Origin of the sequence: Devosia sp. (assembly GCF_035944845.1) — a bacterium.
GTDB lineage: Bacteria > Pseudomonadota > Alphaproteobacteria > Rhizobiales > Devosiaceae > Devosia_A.
In genome coordinates this window covers 72,835-91,236 of sequence record NZ_DASZAW010000066.1, presented here as the reverse complement: position 1 = coordinate 91,236, position 18,402 = coordinate 72,835, and the positions used below count along the sequence as shown (strand labels likewise).

The window sequence follows — 18,402 nt, the reverse complement described above, 5'->3', positions numbered from 1 at the left end:
ATACTGTCTGCTAGACGGTAACCTTGTGGGAGACCCGGCCCTTGTCGCCGAAAATCCTGATGTAGCGGCGAATTTCCGCCGCGTCGCCGGTGGCCTTTTCCGGATTGTCCGACAGCTTCACCGCCGGATGGCCATCCGCTTCGCTCACCTTGCACACCAGCGAGATCGGCTCAAGCTGCGGATTGGGCCACGGTGAGCAGCCGGAAAAATCATTGGTGAGGTTGGTGCCCCAGCCGAAGGCCATTCGTACCCGGCCATGGAAGTGGTGATAGGCCTCTTCGATCATGTCGACGTCGAGCCCGTCGGAAAAGATCAGCAGTTTGCCGCGCGGATCACGCCCGCGCTCCTTCCACCATTTGATGATCTTCTCGCCGCCTTCGATGGCGGGCGCGCTGTCGGGCCGGAAGCCGGTCCAGTCCGCCACCCAGTCCGGCGCACCGCGCAGGAAGGCATCGGTACCGAAGGCATCGGGCAGGACGATCTTGAGATTGCCGCCATAGTAGCTCTCCCAATCCTGCAGCACCTGGTACGGCGCCTCTTTCAGCGCCTCTTCGTTCGGCGCGATCGCCGCCAGCACCATCGGCAGCTCATGTGCGTTGGTGCCCAGCGCCTCCAGATCATTGTCCATGGCGAGCAACACGTTCGAGGTACCGGTGAAAACTTCGAGCCCGAGCCCTTCTTTCAGCGCCTCGACGCACCAGCGTTGCCACAGGAACGAGTGGCGGCGCCGGGTGCCGAAATCCGAAATCCGGAGTTCGGGCAAGAGCTTCAGCCGCTCGACCTTTTCCCACATCTTGGCCTTGGCGCGCGCGTAGACGACATCGAGCGCGAACGGCCCGTAGCCCTTGAGCGCCGCCCGACTGCGCAGCTCGTTGATGATGGCGAGCGCCGGGATCTCCCACATCGTGGTTTCCACCCACTTGCCGTGGAAAGTGAGCTCGTACTGCCCGTCGCGCTTTTCGAGGTGGTAGTCAGGCAGCTGGAAGCCCGCGAGCCAGCGCAGGAACTCGGGCGAGAAGATCTGCTTCGAACCATAAAAGCTGTTACCCGCCAGCCAGATCATCTCCTTCTTGCCGAAGCGAAGGGTGCGCGCATGGTCGAGTTGCGCCCTGAGCTCGCCCTCGTCGATGTCGTCAGCGAGGCGGACCGAGGTCTTGCGATTGATCAGCGAGAATGTGGCGTCGACCTTGGGATAGAGGCCCCAGATCATCTGCAGCATCAGCAGCTTGTAGAAGTCCGTATCGAGCAGGCTCCTGACGATCGGATCGAGCTTCCAGGTATGGTTGTAGACCCGCCGGGCAATGTCCGTCTTCGGCATCACGCTTCCCTTCACTCGCCCGACACGTCTAGGCGGATCGGAGAGAAAAGAAAAGAGCGCTGCATCGGCATTTGGCGATGGATGGGTCATCATCCCTGTTTCCATCTTCCGCTGGTCCGGTCGCGATGCTGATATGACCGGCAACAAGATGGAGGATCTCATGCAACGTGTATTGGTCACCGGCGCGGCCAAGGGTATCGGGCGAGCCGTCGCCGAGGCCTTCGCGGCAGAAGGCGCAAAGCTCGTCCTGCTCGATGTCGACGCAGCCGGTCTCGACGATGTCGCCGCAGCGCTCACCGGCAAGGCCGCTGCCATCGAGATCTGCGTCGGCTCGGTGGCCAGTCTTGCCGATTGCACCCGTGCGGCGGCGATGGCGCAGCAGAGCTTCGGCGGCCTCGACGTGTTGAGCCACAATGCCGGCATCCAGACCTATGGCACGGTGGAGACCACCGACGAGGCGCTGTGGGACCGCACCCTCGGCGTCAACCTCAAGGGTGCCTTCCTTATCTCCAAGGCGTGCATGGCGATGATCCGCGCCAGCAAAGGCAGCGTCGTCCACATCTCGTCGGTGCAGGGTGTCGCCTCGCAGGCCGGGGTTACCGCCTACTCGGTGTCCAAGCATGGGTTGATCGGCCTCGTCCGCTCCATGGCGGTCGACTATGCACCCTACGGCGTGCGGGTGAACGGCATCGCCCCTGGCTCCGTCGATACCCCGCTGCTCCGCAACGCCGTCGACGCCGCGCCCGATCCGGCCGCCGTCTATGCCGAGATCGACGCCATGCATCCGCTCGGCCGCATGGCCCACCCGTCCGAGGTTGCGAGCGCCGTGCTGTTCCTCGCCTCCGACAAGGCGTCGTTCATCACCGGCGAAGTCCTCCGGGTCGATGGTGGCATGCGCGCCAGGCTGGGCGGATCGCCTAAAACCGAGTGACCGGCTGCCGGACCCGCCGTTCATCCGCTCGTCCAATTGACTCCCTGCTGCCAATCAGGGCCACCTCACAACCAATCGAGCGGGGCAATCTCCCGCCGCTGAGGAGCACTTAACGTGAAGATCACTGCCATAACGCCCTACGCCGTCTGGGTGGGCATCCGTAACCAGCTGGTCGTCAAGATCGAAACCGACGAGGGCATTTTCGGTTGGGGCGAAAGCGGCCTGTCGGGCCGCGAGAAGGCGGTGGTCGGCGCCATCGAGCACTACGCCGAAATCCTCATCGGCATGGACCCGTTCAAGATCGGCCATATCTGGCAGCTGCTCTATCGCAGCCAGTATTTCGAGGGCGGCCGCGTGCTGCAGGCCGCGATCTCGGCCATCGACATCGCGCTTTACGACATCAAGGGCAAGGCGCTCGGCGTGCCGGTCTACGAGTTGCTCGGCGGCAAGCAACGCGACAAGATCCCGACCTTCGCCACCACCTCGGGCGAACCCGGCCCCGAAATGATCGAGCAGGCCAAGATGCTGATCGCGCACGGCTGGAATGCCATGCGCCTGTCGCCCTCCGGTCATGGCGAGACGATCTACGAGCCGCGCGAACACATCGGCAAGACCGCCAAGTGGATGACGAAGGCGCGCGAGGAACTGGGCGAGGATGTGATCCTCGGCATTGACTTCCACCACCGCCTGTCGGTGGCGGAGGCGGCGAGTTTCTGCCAGAAGATGCCATCGGGCACGCTCGACTTCCTCGAGGAGCCGATCCGCGACGAAACCCCCGAGGCCTACGAGTCGCTCCGGACGCTGACCGACGTGCCTTTCGCCATCGGCGAGGAGTTTGCGTCGAAGTGGCAGTTCCTGCCCTACATCGAACGCGGTATCCATCAGTTCAACCGCATCGACGTCTGCAATGTCGGCGGGCTCACCGAGTCGATGAAGGTCGCCGGCTGGAGCGAGGCGCACTACGTGGACATGATGCCGCACAATCCGCTCGGCCCGATCTGCACGGCGGCGACCGTCCACTTCTCTGCGGCGGTGCCGAATTTTTCCTGGCTCGAGACCCGCTCCAGCCCGGCGGAAAATCTCGGCTTTGACAATACCGAGTTTTTCCCGGTGCAACCGCGGCTCGAAGGTTCGCACTACCCGGTCAGTGATGCGCCAGGTCTCGGCATTGAGGTCAATGAAGAGCTGATCAGGAAGCAAAGCTTCAAGTTCTGGCAGGCTCCCATGTTGCACCGCCGCGATGGCTCTGTGACCAATTGGTAGTGCGCTCGTGGGTTGACGCCTCGCGACGCCACCCCACTTAGTACTTTTGGACGCAGGAATCGAAGCTCGGCCCGTACTTCGGGCTGGGCGGCGTTGCTTCGGCGTCGATTTGGGTTGCGGCGAGGGCTGAGAATTGGCTGACTTTTTTGAACCCGCGGGGCGCGGCGTGCAACATGCCAGCCTGCGCGCTGCCAATCGCCGCGCCGTTCTCACCACCATCACCTTCAGCCCCGGGATTTCCAACGCCGAGGTGTCGCGCCGCACCGGCCTCGCACCCCAGACGGCGTCGGCCATCGTCACCGAACTCGAAGACGATGGCCTGATCACCCGCGGCGACGTGCTGCGCGGCCGCCGCGGCCAGCCGGCGACGCCGCTCTATCTCGACTATGGCGGCGCCTACGGCATCGGCTGCGAGATTTCCTGGCGTCACATCGACATCACCCTGATCAACCTGGGCAGTGAAGATCTCGGGCGCTATCGCCGCGATTTTGCCTATCCCGATGCCACGAGCATCATCGCCGAAGCCGCCGAAGCGATCGCCGGGCTGATCGGCCGGCTGACGCCGGCCCAGCAGCAACGCGTCGCCGGTATCGGCCTCGCCACACCCAGTAACCTTGGTGGCCTGATCGGCAAGATCGAGCCGCCGACCGATCAGCTGGAGGCCTGGCGCGAGCTCGACCTCCGCACGGCGCTCGAGGCGGCCACTGGCCTCGCCACCACCTGGTTCAACGATGGCAACTGCGCCTGCTTCGCCGAAATGGTGATGTCGCCGCCGCCGCGGCCCGCCAACCTGGTGCACCTGTTCGTCTCGACCTATCTGGGCGCCGGCATCACAGCGGAGCACACGCTGTGGGAAGGCCCGACCGGCAATTCCGCCAACCTCGGATCCATGCTGGTCAACGGTCATGACGGGTATCGCAGTTTCGGACACGACATCGCCTCGACCATGGCGCTCGGCCGCCGCCTTGCCGAGGCCGGCATCGAGCTGCCGGTCGACAACCCGTCGCAGTGGCCATGGGCGGATTGGGAGGCGCATGTTGCCGCCTGGATCGGCGCATCCGGCAGTGCCCTCGCTGAGATCATCGTCAATACCGGAGCGGTGCTGGAGATCGACCACGCCATCATCGACAGCACCGCTCCGCAGCCGATCATCGAACGGCTGGTCGCCGCCACCGAGCAGGCGCTCAGCGAGCTGGTGGCTATTGGCGCACCCCGTCCGCGTCTTGTCGCCGGCACACTCGGTGCCCGCGCCACCCCGCTCGGCGCCGCGCAGCTGACCATGTTCCGCAAGCATTTTTCGCGCGATTTGAGCGACATGCTGGCAGCCGGCGGCGCTGACTAGCCGCTTCCGCTGGTGCGGGCCTCTAGAGCCGAGCCAGCTCCCGCAGCATCTCTGTCGCCCGCTCGAACCGCCGCTGCTGCAGCGCGATGCGCGCTGCCCGATCGGCTCGCGGATGGAACACCCGCCCCCGCACCGTGGCCCCCATCGTCAGCCCCAGCGCCTGTGCCGCGACACGCCAGGCGCCGAGGCTGGCAGCCAGCACCGGATGCTCGGGCACCGTGACCTCGCGCCCCAGCACATCGGCCATGAGTTGCGGCCAGATCGCGCTCTGCGCCCCACCGCCAACCAGGTAGACCGGTCCCGCAGCTCCCATCGCCCGCACATTGGCGGCAATGGCAAATGCCACGCCCTCGAGCGCCGCATAGTAGAGTGCTCCCGCACCATCCGTGGCCGCCACATTGGCGAACCCCGCCCTGAGCTGGAGGTCGACGAAAGGCGTGCGTTCGCCGTTGAGGTAGGGAAGAAACAACGCTCCGCCCGGTGACCCATCCGCCTCGCCGGCCAGCCGCTCTGCCTCCGGCAATCGCAGCCCCAGTGTCTCGCGCGCCCATTGTGCGGCCGCGCCGGCCGAGAGGATCGGCGCCACCTCGATCAGCCCCCCATGCAGCGGATGTGCCAGCCGATAATAGGGCCGTGGCGTCCGCTCGGTCACGCCGGTGACGCCGGCGACCCAGCCACTGGTGCCCAGATAGACGCTGACCTCGTCCGGCCGCTCTGCGCCGCTGCCGATGGTCGTCGCGGCGGCATCGCCGCAGCCGTTGAGCACCGGAATGCCCTCAGGCAGTTGCAGCGCCACGGCTGCCTCGGCCGTCAGCCCGCCGAGCACCGTCTCGGCCGCGCGGATCGGCGGCAACATCGCGCGATCCACATCGAGCAACTCGACCAGCTTATCCGACCAGTCGCGCGTGCCGATATCCATGAGCCCGGTGGTGCTGGCGCAACTGGGATCCGTCGCCGCAACGCCGGTGAGCCGCAGCGCCAGATAGTCCTTCGAACCCGGCAGCACCCATTCGGCGCCCTTCGATCCGAGCGCCAGGAGCTTGAACGCCGTCATCAGCGGCCGCGGCGCATTGCCGAGGATGGCGGTTGCATCGGCCGCTTCGAGCCGTGCCACCACCGCCTCGAAGGCTTCCGTACCGACCGGATCGGAATAGAGTGCCGCCTCTCGCACCGGCGTGCCGAACGCATCAACGGCGATCAGGTTTTCCATCATCCCGGTCAGGGAGAGCGCCGCGACGCCGTCGAGCGGTAGCCTGCCCACTGCCTCGACTGCCGCGCGCCACCAGTCCTCGGGCGCCCGCCGATGCGGCGCTGCAGCGTCCGGATAGCCGGCATCGGTCGTGGCGATCACCGCCCCATCGTCGGCGAACACCGTTGCCTTCAGCGCCGAACTGCCGCAGTCGAGGACGAGGATGCTCACTTGGCGCGCCCTACCCGGCGTAGCAGCACCGCGACGAGAATGATGACGCCGGTCATGATCTTCTGCACGAACGGCTCGACCCCGACGATGGTCATGCCGTTGACCATCACCCCGGTGATCGCAACGCCGAGCAGCGTCCCCGCCACGGTCGGCGCGCCGGTCGGCGATGCCGTAGTGCCGATGAACACCGCGGCATAGGCCGGCAGCAGCAGCGGCTCGCCCATGGTGTGCTGCACGCTGCCCAGCCGTGAGGCCAGGAGCAGCCCGGCCAGCGCCGAGAGCCCGCCGGCGATGGCGAAGGTGACGATGACGTCGCGCACGATCGGCAGGCCGGCGAGCCGCGCCGCCTGGGCGTTGCCGCCGATGGCGCGCAGCCGCCGCCCGAACTCCGTCTGGGTCAGGACGAACGCCGCAACACCCAGCACCGCGACGATCCAGAAGCCCAGCACCGGGATGCCGAACACGTCGCCGCGCGCCAGCGCCTTGAACGCATCGGGCACAGATTGGAACAGGCTCTGCCCGCCGCTCAACCCAAAGGCGAAGCCGGAAAGAATGGTGCCGAGCGCCAGCGTCGCGACGAATGACGGAATGCCGAACCGGGCCACCAGCACGCCGTTGGCCGCGCCGCCGACGATCCCCACCAGCAGTGCTGCCGGCACCGCCAGCCACACCTCATATCCTTGCCCGAACAGCACGAAGCAGATCACCGCTGCGAGCGAGGCGGAGAACCCCACCGACAGGTCGAACTCGGAGATGGTCATCACCAGCGTCGCCGCGGTCGCGACGATGGCGAGGGTCGCCATCTGCTGGATCAGGTTGAACACATTGGCCGGCGAGGCGAACGCCGCCGGCGCCGCGATCGAAAAGCCGACGCAGAGCAGCACGAAGGCGATCAGCGTGCCGAAGCGATTGAGATTGGTGCGGGTCACGCCGCCTCCCGAGACTGCGCGGCCGCCGACAGCGCCTCGGCGCTCGCCTCCGCGCGGGTGAAAACTCTGACGATGCCGCCCTGCCGGAACACCGCGATGCGATCGCCCAGTTCCAGCGCCTCGTCGCGATCCGAGGTCGAAACCAGCACCGCATTGCCATCCGCGGCGATCGCCCGGATGATGTCCTTGATGGTCGCCTTGGCCATCACGTCGACGCCCTCGGTCGGCTCGTCGAGCAGCATCACCTTGGAATGCCGGTTGGCCCAGCGCGAGAAAATCAGCTTCTGCTGGTTGCCGCCCGACAGCGTCCGCGCCAGTTGTTTCGGATCGCCATAGCTGAGCGACACCCGCTCGGCCGCGACACGGAACTCTGCCTGCTCTGCCTTCACGTTCGGCACCGGTAGCCCGCGCAGGCGGCGATAGCCCGAGAGCAGCGGCAAGGTCTTGTTGAAGATCAGGTTCTCACTGACGAACAGCCCGCTGCGATGTCGGTCCGCCGGCACGCAGGAAACGCCCTTGGTGATCGCCTGGCGCGGCGAACGCGGCGCGTAGTCAGCGCCGGCGAGCCGCATCCGCCCGACCCAGGGGATGGCTCCCCAGATCGCGTTGAGCAGGCTCGAGCGCCCCGACCCCGCCAGCCCGTAGAGCGCGATCACCTCACCGGCATGCACATCGAGCTGTGCCGGTCGCGTCAGGTCGCCCGCCACGACCCCATCGATTTCGATGACCTTGGGCGCGCTGGTATCGGTTTCGCGGGTCGAGCGCTCCGAGGTGCTGCCGCCCATGGCCGCGATCATCGCCTCGGGCTTCACCTCGCCCGCACCGAGATGCGCCACCAGCCTGCCGTCGCGGATCACCACGGCGCGCCCGCAGAACTCGGCGATCTCATCGAGCCGGTGGCTGACGAGGATGATCGAGGTTCCCCGCTCGCGCGTGCGTCGCAGCACCTCGTAGAACCGCTCCGCGTCCTCGGCCGGCAGCGCCGCCGTCGGCTCATCGAGGATCAGCAGCCTTCCCTTGTCGGCCACCGCCCGCAGCAGCCGCACGAACTGCCGCTCGGCCGGCGGCAGGAACATCACCGGCAGGTCGAGATCGAGCTCCGGTGCGATGTCGGCGGCCACCTCGGCGATCGCCCTGCGCATCGCCTTGCGGTCGATCCGCCCGAAGCGCCGCGGATAGGCCCGGCCGACATAGCAGTTCTCGACCGTATCGAACCCCGGCACCAGTGGCGCATCCTGATGGATCACCCGGATGCCGGCGGCATAGGCATCATGCGCCGAGTGGAACACCACCGGCGCTCCGTCGACGCGGATCTCTCCGGTATCAGGCCGGTCGGCGCCGGCGATGATCTTGATCAGCGTCGATTTGCCCGCGCCGTTCGGCCCGACGAGGCCAAGCACCTCGCCCTCGGCAAGGGCGAGGCTCACATCGGCGAGCGCGTGCGTCGCGCCGAAGCGCCGGCTGATCCCGGAAAGCTCGAGCAACGTCAGGGACAGCTGACGCCGAGGCTCTCGCGGGTGATCAGTTCCACCGGCGCGTAGAGCTCGTCCGCCTTGGGGCTGCCACCGGCAAGAATGGTGTTGAGCTCGCCCGCCGCGATATTGGCCATCTCGCCAAAACCCTGGCGAACCGTGCCGACATAGGCGCTGCACGCCTTGATCAGGTCGATCGCCTGCGGGTTGCCGTCGATGCCGGCGATGACGATGCCCTTGCGGCCCGCTGCTTCAATCGCGAGGTTGGCGCCGATTCCTGGCTCATCCCAGGCTGCCCACACCGCGTTGATCGCGCCATCGCCCGGGTTGGCGAGCAGCATCGCATCCATGGCGGCGCGGCTGTCATCCACCTGGCCCGGCACCGCCACATAGTGGTCGGCCACCTGCTTGATCTCGGGATTGGCCTTCAGCGCCGCATCGAGCGCCAGCTCGCGCTGGTGCACGCCCGGGTGCGCCGAATAGAAGAAACGCACGATGTTGCCCTTGTTGCCGATCTGGTCGAACAGGAACTTGGTCATCGTCTCGCCGAGCACATAGTTGTCGGACGTGACGTTGAGCACGCTCGAGGCGTTCTTTGCCCCATCGATGGTGATCACCGGCACGCCCGCCGCCTTGGCCTTGTCGACCTGGTCCTGGATCTGCGCCGGATCGACCGACACCAGCACAATGGCGTTTGCGCCGCTGGTGGTTGCGTCTTCGACGCGGCTGGCGAAAGCCGCCATGTCGCCGGCAGTGTCCACCACGTCGACACCCCACTGATACTCGGTGGCCTTGGCCTTGAACGCTTCGATCATCTCGCCGGTCGCGATCGCCGCGAGGAACGGGGTGATCACCGAGACCTTCTCGCCGGCAGCCATTGCCGCGGGGGAGACGCCGAGCGCCAGGATGGACGCGAGCCCGAGGGCTGCGATGGATTTGTGCATGGGATTGTCCTCCGAGAATTCCGCGCGACCATATCGGCGCCGCTTGAGCCCGCAAAGCCCTCTGAAAGGTGAATCCGTCAGCTGAGCCCGTAGCTGTCGAACTGCCGCCAGGTCTCGGTGAGGTCGATCACCTGCCGGCTGGCTCGGGCCTCATCGATCTTGATCGCCGTCATCCCGGCCACCAGCCCATCGACGATCGACACCGGCAGCGGTACGCCGTCCGTAAGGTGGGCGAAGATATCGGCGACCATCTGCTCGTCGGCGCCGTAGTGCACCGAGGTGCCCTTGGTCTCGTAGCGCTTGTCGACCAGCCGTTCGCCGGTGCGCGAATCGTGCATGCGGTAGAAATTGCGCACGAAATCGCCCTCGGCCATGCCATGCGTGCCGATCACGGTGAAGTGCCGGTACTCGTCGGGGACGTTCAGGTTGGTGTGGAAGCAGAGGTTCTCGCCGCCGGAATATTCGACCAGCGCCGTCTGGTAGTCGATGATGTCGCCGTCGCCGTCCCACACCCGGTTGTCGCTTTCCCAGCCGCCGGGCTTACGGAAATACACGTCGAGATCGTTGATCCCCGCCTTGGTCGGCATGTTTTCGGGCACGAAGGTCTTCCGCCCGCCAAAGCTCGCCACCCGCACCGGCCGGTTGCCCACCAGTCCCTGGTAGAGGTCGATATCGTGGCAGCACTTTTCGAGGATGAAGCCGCCCGAATAGCCACTGCGCCGCCGCCAGTCGCGCATGAAGAAGGCCCCGTGATAGGGCGCGATGTGCTCGCTCGCTTCGATCGAGGTGATCTTGCCCAGCGCCCCCGAGCGATAGCTCTGGACCAGGTCGCGATAGAGCGGTGCGTAGCGCAGCACCAGGCCGATCATCACGTTGTCGGCGCCGCCACTCTGCTGCAACAGCTGCAGCAGCGCATAGGTATCCTGTTCGGTGGTCACCACCGGCTTCTCGGTGAACACCTTCAGGCCCGCTTCGAGCCCGATCCGGATGTGGTCGAGATGCATGTGGTTGGGCGAGCCCACCATCAGCAGGTCGAGTTGCTCAGCCTTGAGCAGCGCCTCGGGCGTTTCATATGCGGGACCTGCATCGATCCCGGCTCCGGTCAGCTCCGGCATTCCATACGGCGTCGGATCGAGATAACCGACCAACCTCGCGCCGGGCACCTGCTGCACCGCGATCCGCGCCAGGTACCCTACCCGGGCGCCGAGCCCGATAATTCCGATCTTCACGTCAAATCTCTCCTGCGCAACGCTATGCAAAAGCGGGGCTGCTGCTGCAGCGTGGTTGGGTCCGGATCGTTGACCTACCACCAGCTGTCATCCCTGCGAAAGCAGGGACCCAACTCACAGCCGGTGCAAGTGGATAATTGGGTCCCTGCTTTCGCAGGGATGACATCGTGGATGGGCGCGGCCTCGGTACGCCCCCAAGCCTCGGGGCGCCCAATTTCGCGCCGCTGTCCAGCAACGTTCCATATAGCGGAACGCAAATCGGCGCCCGAACATTAATTTTCTGCGCGTTTAGGGGCATAATCGGGAAGCTACTTGCCATACGCACATATCCTATGCAGACTATCGGCATGCAAAAAGAGTTTGCATTCCACATTATGGAATACGTCGGCAGCACGGGCGCGGTGCACTGCCGACTGCACAGGGGCCGCATGTGGAGGCGCCGCGCGACGCATAAGATTTCAGGGACAATCGGAAGGGACGATTCAACATGCAGTCTAAGGGAAAGTTCGGCCAGCGCCTCGGCGCCATGGCCGCGGCTGCGATCATGCTGGCAGCCTTTGGCGGCGCCGAAGCCATGGCCGCCTCGCCGCGCGCCGCCGAGAACAAGGTGGTGCTGATCGCCCGCCAGGATCCGGGCACGCTCGACTACGTCACCAGCGGCCTAACGGCGCTGCGCCTGTGGATTCCGGCCAACGTCGTCGAGCCGCTGGTCTACTTCAACAAGGATGGCTCGGTTGAGCCCGGCGTCGCCGAGTCGTGGACCATCTCCGACGACAAGCTGACCTACGAGTTCAAGATCCGTAAGACCAACTTCTCCGATGGCACCCCGGTGACCGTCGAGGACGTGATCTACTCGCTCAACACCATGAAGGCCTCGCCGGTCGTCAACAACTCGTCGGCCTACAATGCCGTCACCGCCATCGAGAAGGTCGACGACTCCACCGTCAAGGTGACGCTGTCGCAGCCGAGCCAGAACTTCTGGCGCGGCATGGGCTCGGTCGCCGGACTGATCCAGCCCGAGCACGCCGCCGGCACCATCGCCACCAACCCGATCGGCACCGGCCCCTATGTGCTGAAGTCCTACACCACCAACTCGACCTTCGAATTCGAAGCCAACCCGAACTACTGGGGCACCAAGCCCACCATCACCGCCGCCACCGTACGCATCGTGACCGACGGCACCGCCGGCCTCAATGCGCTCGAAGCCGGTGAAGTCGACGCCGTTCCTGTGATCACCATTGATCTCTGGGAACAGCTGACCAAGCGTGAGCTCGACAAGAAGTTCACCCTCGTCACCTACCCGCAGATCGGCGAGCCGACCTACGCGGTGTTCAACCAGAAGCTCGACCCGGCTTTGCGCCAGGCGCTTGCCGCGACGCTCGACCGCCAGTCCTACAACGACGCCTTCGGCGCCGCGTGGGGCGCCGAGAACACCTGTACCTTCGCGCTGCCCAACCAGCCCTGGTACTCGCCCGAGAGCCCGGAGACCTGTCCGTACCCGTTCGACTATGAAGCTGCGATGGCCAAGGCCCCGGAGTTCGCCTCGACCCCGCTGGAATACGCCTCGCTGAGCGACGTGCCTGACCTGTCGCTGCCGGCCGACATCATGATCCCGGCCATGCAGGGCGCCGGCTTCAACGTTACCCGCAACGCCATCGATCTGGCGCGCTACAGCCAGCTGATCTTCCAGGGCCGGCCGCCGCAGTTCGACATCACCGTGATGTCGGGCGACGCCGAGCCGACCCAGTGGGCCTGCCCCACTCCGGACAAGGCCGGCTGGAGCACCTATTGCAGCCAGCCCTATACCGACGCGCTGCTCGCGGCCGACGCTGCCCCGTCCGACGAGGAATATCTCGCCAAGATGAAAGAGGCCGCCGATATCCTGCGCAAGGACGCCGTCATCGTGCCGCTGATCGCCAAGAAGGGCGTCGGCCTGTTCGATGCGGAACTCAAGGGCTTCCTCGAGCCGCGCGTCCTCGTCGCGATCGAGATCGGCAAGCTGCACTGGTAAGCAGCACTTGAACTCGCGGGCCGCTGGCGTAACGCTGGCGGCCTGCACGACGTGACCACGCACGGAGTCATTCCCGCGAAAGCGAGAATCTCAGTTTTCGGGACGCACAGCAAACGGAGATCCCCGCTTTCGCCGGGATGACCCGGTTGGTGGCCCAGTCCGATACCGGCGACTCCAGACAAGGAAGTAGGCTGAATGGCAATCTACGCGCTGCGCAAACTTGCGTTCTTTCTTGGCGCCGTCTTCGTTGCCTCGCTTGCCATCTTCATTCTCATTCGCGCCGCCGGCGGCAATGTCGCCGCCATCGTCCTCGGCAAGGACGCCACCGCCGAGGCGATCAACGCCCTCGCGCATGCCTACGGGCTCGATCAGCCGCTGCCGGTCCAGTATTTCAACTGGGTCACCAACATGCTGCAGGGCGATCTCGGCCAATCCTTCCGCACCAAGGAGAGCGTCGCCGACCTCGTCACCGCGCGCCTTTCCGTGTCGGTGCCGCTCGCGCTCTCGGGCCTGCTGCTCGGCCTTATCATCGCCATTCCCGTCGGCACCTACGCCGCGCGCAACGTGGGGAAACCCTCCGGCGCCGTGCTGGCGCTGATCAGCCAGATCGGCATCGCCGTGCCGGTGTTCTGGGCCGGCATCCTGCTTTCGGTGCTGTTCGGCGTGAAACTTGGCTGGCTGCCCACCGGCGGCTGGATCGACTGGCGCGAGAGCCCTATCGGCGCCATTCGCTCGCTGGTGCTGCCGGTGCTGTCGCTCGGCCTGATCATGGCCGCGGTGCTGATCCGCTACGTGCGCTCCGCCGTGCTCGACGTGATGAACCAGGATTACGTGCGCACCGCCCGCGCCGTCGGCATGACCCGCACCCAGGCGCTGCTCAGCGTCGGCCTGCGCAACGCGGCGCTGCCCATCGTCACCATTGTCGGGCTGCAGATTGCCGAGCTGATCGGCGGCACCGTGATCATCGAGATGGTGTTCTCGCTGCCGGGGTTGAGCCGCATGATCCTCGCCAACGTCGCGGCCCGCGAGGTGATCGTGGTGCAGTCGACCGTCATGCTGATCATCATCTTCGTCATCTTCGTCAATTTCGCCGTCGACCTGCTTTACGGCGTGCTCGACCCGCGCGTCCGGAACGCGGCGTGAGACGGGAGGCAGCACCATGAACACCACCACCGCCCCCACCATCGCCCCGCGCCGCCGACGCCGCCTCGAGCTCAATGCCTCGCTGGTCGTCGGCGTGGTGTTGACCATCGGCTTTCTGGTCATCGCCATCGTCTCGTTCTTCTGGCTGCCCTCGAACCCGAACATCCCCAACATCAAGAACCGCATGCTGCCGCCCGGCACCGTCGACCACTGGCTCGGCACCGACGGGCTGGGCCGCGATATCATCGCGCAACTGATGGTCGGGGCGCGCACTTCCATCCTCGTCGGCGCCGGCGGCGCCACCATCAGCCTGATCCTCGGCACCGTCGCCGGGCTGGTCGCCGCCGCCTATGGCAAGATCGCCGACGAAACCATCTCGCGCGGCGCCGATATCATGCTGTCGATCCCCGGCATGGTGACCGCCCTGGTGCTCGCCGCCACCATGGGCTCGGGCGCGCTCACCACCATTTTCGCGCTGACCGCCTTCTTCACCCCATCCTTCACCCGCGTCATCCGCTCGGCCGCGATGAGCGTGCTGCAGGAAGATTTCATCACCTCCGCCAAGCTCTATGGCCGCGGCAAGCTGTTCATCCTGGCCCGCCACGTCATCCCCAATATCGCCGGTGTCATGATCGTCCAGTTCACCCTCTATTTCGCCGCTGGTATCCTCACCGAAGCGGGCCTCTCCTATCTCGGCGTCGGCGTCACCCGGCCCTCGATCTCGTGGGGAATGATGCTCAACGAGGCGCAGCAGACCGTCGGCATTTCCTCGCCGCTCGCCATGTGGCCCGGCCTCGCCATCGTCATCGTGGTGCTCGGGCTGAACCTCCTCGGCGATGGCCTCCGCGACGTGCTCGATCCCAAGCTGAAGCGGAGGAGCTGATGACCACCTCCGCCAAACCGCACGCCATCGAGGTCAAGGACCTCGTCGTCTCCAACGGCGATGTCACCGCCGTGCGCGGCGTCTCCTTCACCATCCCGCAGGGTGGCCGCATGGGGCTGGTCGGGGAATCGGGCTCCGGCAAATCGATGACGGCGCTGGCGCTGATGGGCCTGTTGCCGATGGGCTGGAGCACTCATGGCAGCATCCTCCATGACGGCGTCGACCTCGTCACCCAGTCGGACAAGGCACTGTCGAGTCGCCGTGGCCGCACCCTCTCCATGGTGTTCCAGGATCCGCTCTCTTCGCTCAATCCGGTCCGCCGCGTCGGCGACCAGATCAGCTCGGTGATCCGCCGTCATACCGGCGCCGACAGGAAGACCGCCGAAGCGCAGACCATCGAGCTGATCAAGCAGATGAACCTGCCGCGCCCCGAACAACTGGTGCGCGCCTACCCGCACGAAATCTCCGGCGGCCAGCGCCAGCGCATCATGATCGCCATGGCGCTCGCCTGTTATCCGCAACTGATCATCGCCGACGAGCCGACCACCGCGCTGGACGTCACCGTGCAGAAGCAGGTGCTGCGCCTGCTCAACGGCGCGGTCCGCGACCGCGGCTCGGCGCTGTTGATGATCACCCACGATCTGCCGATCATCGCCGCCATGTGCGACACCGTCGCCGTCATGTATGCCGGCCGCATCGTAGAAATCGGCCCGGTGCAGGAGGTTTTCCGCAACCCCAGGCACCACTACACGCGCGGCCTGCTCGACAGCCAGCCGACCATGGACAATATCGCGCTCGACGGCTCGTCGCGTCTCGTCTCGATCCCCGGCATGGTGCCGCCGCTGCACAGCCTGCCCACCGGCTGCGCCTTCAATCCGCGTTGCCCGGCTGCCACCGACAAGTGCCGCGAAACCATGCCTGAGCTGGGCACCGACGGCATCAGCGCCGCCTGCTGGCACCCGATCCACCTCGCTGGCGAGGTGGCCGCGCAATGAGTGCCGTGACCCCCTTCCCCACCGACGCGCGCCCGCTGCTCGAAGTGCGGCAACTGAGCCAGGTCTATAGTCTCAACCGCCAGAAACTCTTCGCGCCGCGCCCCAAGCTCAAGGTGCTCGACAGCATCGATTTCTCCGTCCGCCCTGGCGAAGCGGTCGGTCTTGTCGGCGAATCCGGGTCCGGCAAGACCACCCTCACACGCATGCTCACCGGCGTCGAACGCCCGGGTGAAGGCCAGGTGCTCTATGACGGGGCCGACGTTTGGACCGGCGGTGAAGCACACCGAAAACTGTTCCGCCGCTCGGTGCAGGTGGTGCTGCAGAACCCGCGCTCCTCGCTCGACCCGCGCATGCGCGTCGGCACCTCGCTGCTCGAGCCGCTGCGCAGCCTGAAGATCGAAGGCGACCACGCCGCCCGCGTGCTCGAGGTGCTCGACCAGGTCGGGCTCGACAAGAACGCCCTCGAGCGCTTTCCGCACGAGTTCTCCGGCGGCCAGTTGCAGCGTATCGCCATCGCTCGGGCGCTGATGCCTGGCCCGAAAGTGCTGATCGCCGACGAACCGGTCTCGGCGCTCGACGTCTCGATCCAGGCCCAGGTGCTGAACCTGCTCAAGGACCTGGTGCGCGACCTCGGCCTGAGCCTTGTCTTCATCGCGCACGACCTGTCCGTCGTCGCCTACACAACCAGCAAGGTCTATGTGATGTCGTCTGGCAAGATCGTCGAAGTGGGCAAGCCGCTCGACCTGTTCCGCACCCCCCAGGCCGAGGCGACACAGGCGCTCGTCGGCGCTGTGCTCAGCGTCGAGGCGGGTCTGGCAGGGAACGCACTCGCATGAGCCAGTGCGTCGCCATAACAGGTTCTACCACCGGCATCGGCTACGCCATCGCCGAGGCCTTTGCCCATGCCGGGGCACGGCTGGTGATCAACTCGCACCTCGCTGACGATAGCGGGGCGGCCGTGCGGCTCGGCAAGCTGACCGAGTGCCACTTCGTTCAGGCAGATCTCTCGACAGTGGCTGGTGCGCAGGGCTTCGTCGCGGCGGCGCGCACGAAACTCGGTCGGCTCGATACGCTGGTCAACAACGCCGGCACCTACCTCGACACCAATTTCGACGACCTCACCGAGGCGGCGTTCGACCGCACCTTCAACCTCAACGTGAAGGGCTACCTGTTCGCCGCACAGGCCTTCGTCAAAGGTCTGGCGCCGGGGCAGGAGAACCCGAGCATCATCTGCACCGGCTCGACCAACTCACTGGCGGCAGAAAAGAACAGCGTCATCTACGATACTAGCAAGGGCGCGGTGCTGATGCTGGTCCGCAACCTTGCGGTCACGCTCGCCGAACGCGGCATCCGCGTCAACGGCATCGGGCCGGGGATCATCGAGACGCCCCTGTCCGCGAAGGGGCTGGCGGCGCCGGGCGTGCGCCCGGCGCTCGAACGGCAGATCCCGCTCGGTCGCGTCGGCGTGCCCGACGATATCGGCGGCACCGCCGTCTTCCTCGCCTCTCCCGCCGCCCGCTACATCACCGGACAGATGCTCTATGTCGATGGCGGCATCCTCGCCAACCAGATGTCCTGGGAGCCCCAAGCATGAGTGAACACCTGCGCTACGCCGAGGGCGGCGAGGTCCATCTCGATTTCCACGGCGCCACCAACACCACCATCGATTTCATCATTTCGCGCTACGGCGTCGAGGCGATGGACGCGATCTTCCGAAGGGTCGGCAAGGACGTCTACCGCTCGATCCATGACGACCTCGTCGCCGGCGATACCGGCCAGCTGGTGCGCCACTGGCGGCATTTCTTCACCCGCGAGAACTGCGACTACGATATCGATGTCGGCGCCGACGAGATCGTCCTCACCGTCCGCCACTGCACCGCCTGGCATCACGTCGCCAAGCTCGTCGGCACGCCCTCACCGCATTTCTGCGACCAGACCAGCCGCACCAACGAGGCACTGGCCGAGGGCTCGCCCTATGCCATCGACACGGAAATCACCGGCCCGGGGTCGTGCCGTCAGGTGATCAGGAGGCGCGCATGATCCCGTCAGACCACTTCACCCGCTTCTACAACGAGGTTTTCAAGTTTCTGGAATCGCAGGGCGAGGACCAGTTGCAGGCCTATTTCCTCGCCATCTCGAAGAACCAGGAAAAGCACATCCTCGAGCTGATCGAGACCAAGGGGCTCGAGGGCATGGAGGAGTACTGGACCCACATCAAGATCGAAGAAAACTGCGACATGGACATCGACCGCAACGAGGATCGCCTCGAATTGCGGATGAATGTCTGCCCCAGTCTTTCCAAAGTCATGGACAACGACGCCGAGCCGATGGGCCGCTACTGCGACCACTGCGCCGGCTGGATCGGCCCGATCTTCGACAAGACCGGCTACCACCTGGTCTACGACGTGATCGACCGGAAGAAACCGCAATGCGTCATGCGGGTGTTCAAGGACGCGGCGAAGGCCAAGGAGGCCGAGAAGGACGTCAAGCTGCTGATGGGCTGGCCGGGGCACAAGGTGTGA

Annotated in this window: 17 protein-coding genes; 11 read left to right on the top strand and 6 right to left on the bottom strand. The window is 65.7% G+C overall.

Annotation, left to right across the window (positions count from 1 at the left end):
• Positions 1–10 precede the first annotated feature (10 nt).
• On the bottom strand, positions 11–1,318 hold the full coding sequence (gene pncB / locus VGV07_RS11805; RefSeq protein ID WP_326868890.1) for a nicotinate phosphoribosyltransferase: 1,308 nt from the start codon (positions 1,316–1,318) through the stop codon (positions 11–13).
• Between the two features lie 160 nt (positions 1,319–1,478).
• Here pncB and VGV07_RS11800 point away from each other — a divergent pair, with 160 nt between their 5' ends.
• The 3 genes from VGV07_RS11800 to VGV07_RS11790 all read left to right on the top strand — a co-directional run bounded on the left by VGV07_RS11800 (position 1,479) and on the right by VGV07_RS11790 (position 4,854).
• Positions 1,479–2,249 carry an SDR family NAD(P)-dependent oxidoreductase gene (locus VGV07_RS11800; protein ID WP_326868889.1) on the top strand — a complete coding sequence of 257 codons (771 nt, stop codon included), beginning with the start codon at positions 1,479–1,481 and terminating at the stop codon, positions 2,247–2,249.
• 114 nt (positions 2,250–2,363) lie between these two features.
• On the top strand, positions 2,364–3,512 hold the full coding sequence (locus VGV07_RS11795) for a mandelate racemase/muconate lactonizing enzyme family protein (protein WP_326868888.1): 1,149 nt from the start codon (positions 2,364–2,366) through the stop codon (positions 3,510–3,512).
• A gap of 166 nt (positions 3,513–3,678) precedes the next feature.
• Entirely contained in the window at positions 3,679–4,854 is a 1,176-nt protein-coding gene (locus tag VGV07_RS11790; RefSeq protein ID WP_326868887.1) for an ROK family transcriptional regulator, read from the top strand.
• Between the two features lie 22 nt (positions 4,855–4,876).
• Here VGV07_RS11790 and VGV07_RS11785 read toward each other — a convergent pair whose 3' ends face one another.
• From VGV07_RS11785 to VGV07_RS11765, 5 genes are all read right to left on the bottom strand, one after another.
• A complete protein-coding gene (locus VGV07_RS11785) occupies positions 4,877–6,274 on the bottom strand; it encodes a xylulokinase (protein ID WP_326868886.1) in 1,398 nt (465 codons plus the stop codon).
• On the bottom strand, positions 6,271–7,203 hold the full coding sequence (locus VGV07_RS11780; RefSeq protein WP_326868885.1) for an ABC transporter permease: 933 nt from the start codon (positions 7,201–7,203) through the stop codon (positions 6,271–6,273). Before VGV07_RS11780 ends, VGV07_RS11785 begins: the two co-directional genes overlap by 4 nt.
• Positions 7,200–8,687, bottom strand: coding sequence for a sugar ABC transporter ATP-binding protein (locus VGV07_RS11775; protein ID WP_326868884.1), 1,488 nt, complete (start codon positions 8,685–8,687; stop codon positions 7,200–7,202). Before VGV07_RS11775 ends, VGV07_RS11780 begins: the two co-directional genes overlap by 4 nt.
• A 2-nt stretch (positions 8,688–8,689) precedes the next feature.
• Entirely contained in the window at positions 8,690–9,619 is a 930-nt protein-coding gene (locus VGV07_RS11770; RefSeq protein ID WP_326868883.1) for a substrate-binding domain-containing protein, read from the bottom strand.
• Positions 9,620–9,696: 77 nt separating this feature from the next.
• Positions 9,697–10,848, bottom strand: coding sequence for a Gfo/Idh/MocA family oxidoreductase (locus tag VGV07_RS11765; RefSeq protein WP_326868882.1), 1,152 nt, complete (start codon positions 10,846–10,848; stop codon positions 9,697–9,699).
• A 487-nt stretch (positions 10,849–11,335) separates the two neighbouring features.
• Between VGV07_RS11765 and VGV07_RS11760 the strand changes: the two genes are divergently transcribed.
• From VGV07_RS11760 to VGV07_RS11725, 8 genes are all read left to right on the top strand, one after another.
• The gene (locus VGV07_RS11760) at positions 11,336–12,859 is read left to right on the top strand and encodes an ABC transporter substrate-binding protein (protein WP_326868881.1); all 1,524 of its coding nucleotides are present in this window, start codon (positions 11,336–11,338) and stop codon (positions 12,857–12,859) included.
• 195 nt (positions 12,860–13,054) lie between these two features.
• Complete coding sequence (locus VGV07_RS11755) at positions 13,055–14,002, top strand: ABC transporter permease (RefSeq protein ID WP_326868880.1); 948 nt, start codon at positions 13,055–13,057, stop codon at positions 14,000–14,002.
• A 16-nt stretch (positions 14,003–14,018) separates the two neighbouring features.
• Positions 14,019–14,885, top strand: coding sequence for an ABC transporter permease (locus tag VGV07_RS11750; protein WP_326868879.1), 867 nt, complete (start codon positions 14,019–14,021; stop codon positions 14,883–14,885).
• Positions 14,885–15,880 carry an ABC transporter ATP-binding protein gene (locus tag VGV07_RS11745; RefSeq protein WP_326868878.1) on the top strand — a complete coding sequence of 332 codons (996 nt, stop codon included), beginning with the start codon at positions 14,885–14,887 and terminating at the stop codon, positions 15,878–15,880. The genes VGV07_RS11750 and VGV07_RS11745 overlap by 1 nt, the downstream gene beginning before the upstream one ends.
• Positions 15,877–16,716: a dipeptide/oligopeptide/nickel ABC transporter ATP-binding protein gene (locus VGV07_RS11740; protein WP_326868877.1), complete on the top strand. Its 840-nt coding sequence runs from the start codon at positions 15,877–15,879 to the stop codon at positions 16,714–16,716. The genes VGV07_RS11745 and VGV07_RS11740 overlap by 4 nt, the downstream gene beginning before the upstream one ends.
• On the top strand, positions 16,713–17,474 hold the full coding sequence (locus VGV07_RS11735; RefSeq protein ID WP_326868876.1) for an SDR family oxidoreductase: 762 nt from the start codon (positions 16,713–16,715) through the stop codon (positions 17,472–17,474). The genes VGV07_RS11740 and VGV07_RS11735 overlap by 4 nt, the downstream gene beginning before the upstream one ends.
• Complete coding sequence (locus VGV07_RS11730; protein ID WP_326868875.1) at positions 17,471–17,920, top strand: hypothetical protein; 450 nt, start codon at positions 17,471–17,473, stop codon at positions 17,918–17,920. The genes VGV07_RS11735 and VGV07_RS11730 overlap by 4 nt, the downstream gene beginning before the upstream one ends.
• Positions 17,917–18,402, top strand: coding sequence for a hypothetical protein (locus VGV07_RS11725; protein ID WP_326868874.1), 486 nt, complete (start codon positions 17,917–17,919; stop codon positions 18,400–18,402). Before VGV07_RS11730 ends, VGV07_RS11725 begins: the two co-directional genes overlap by 4 nt.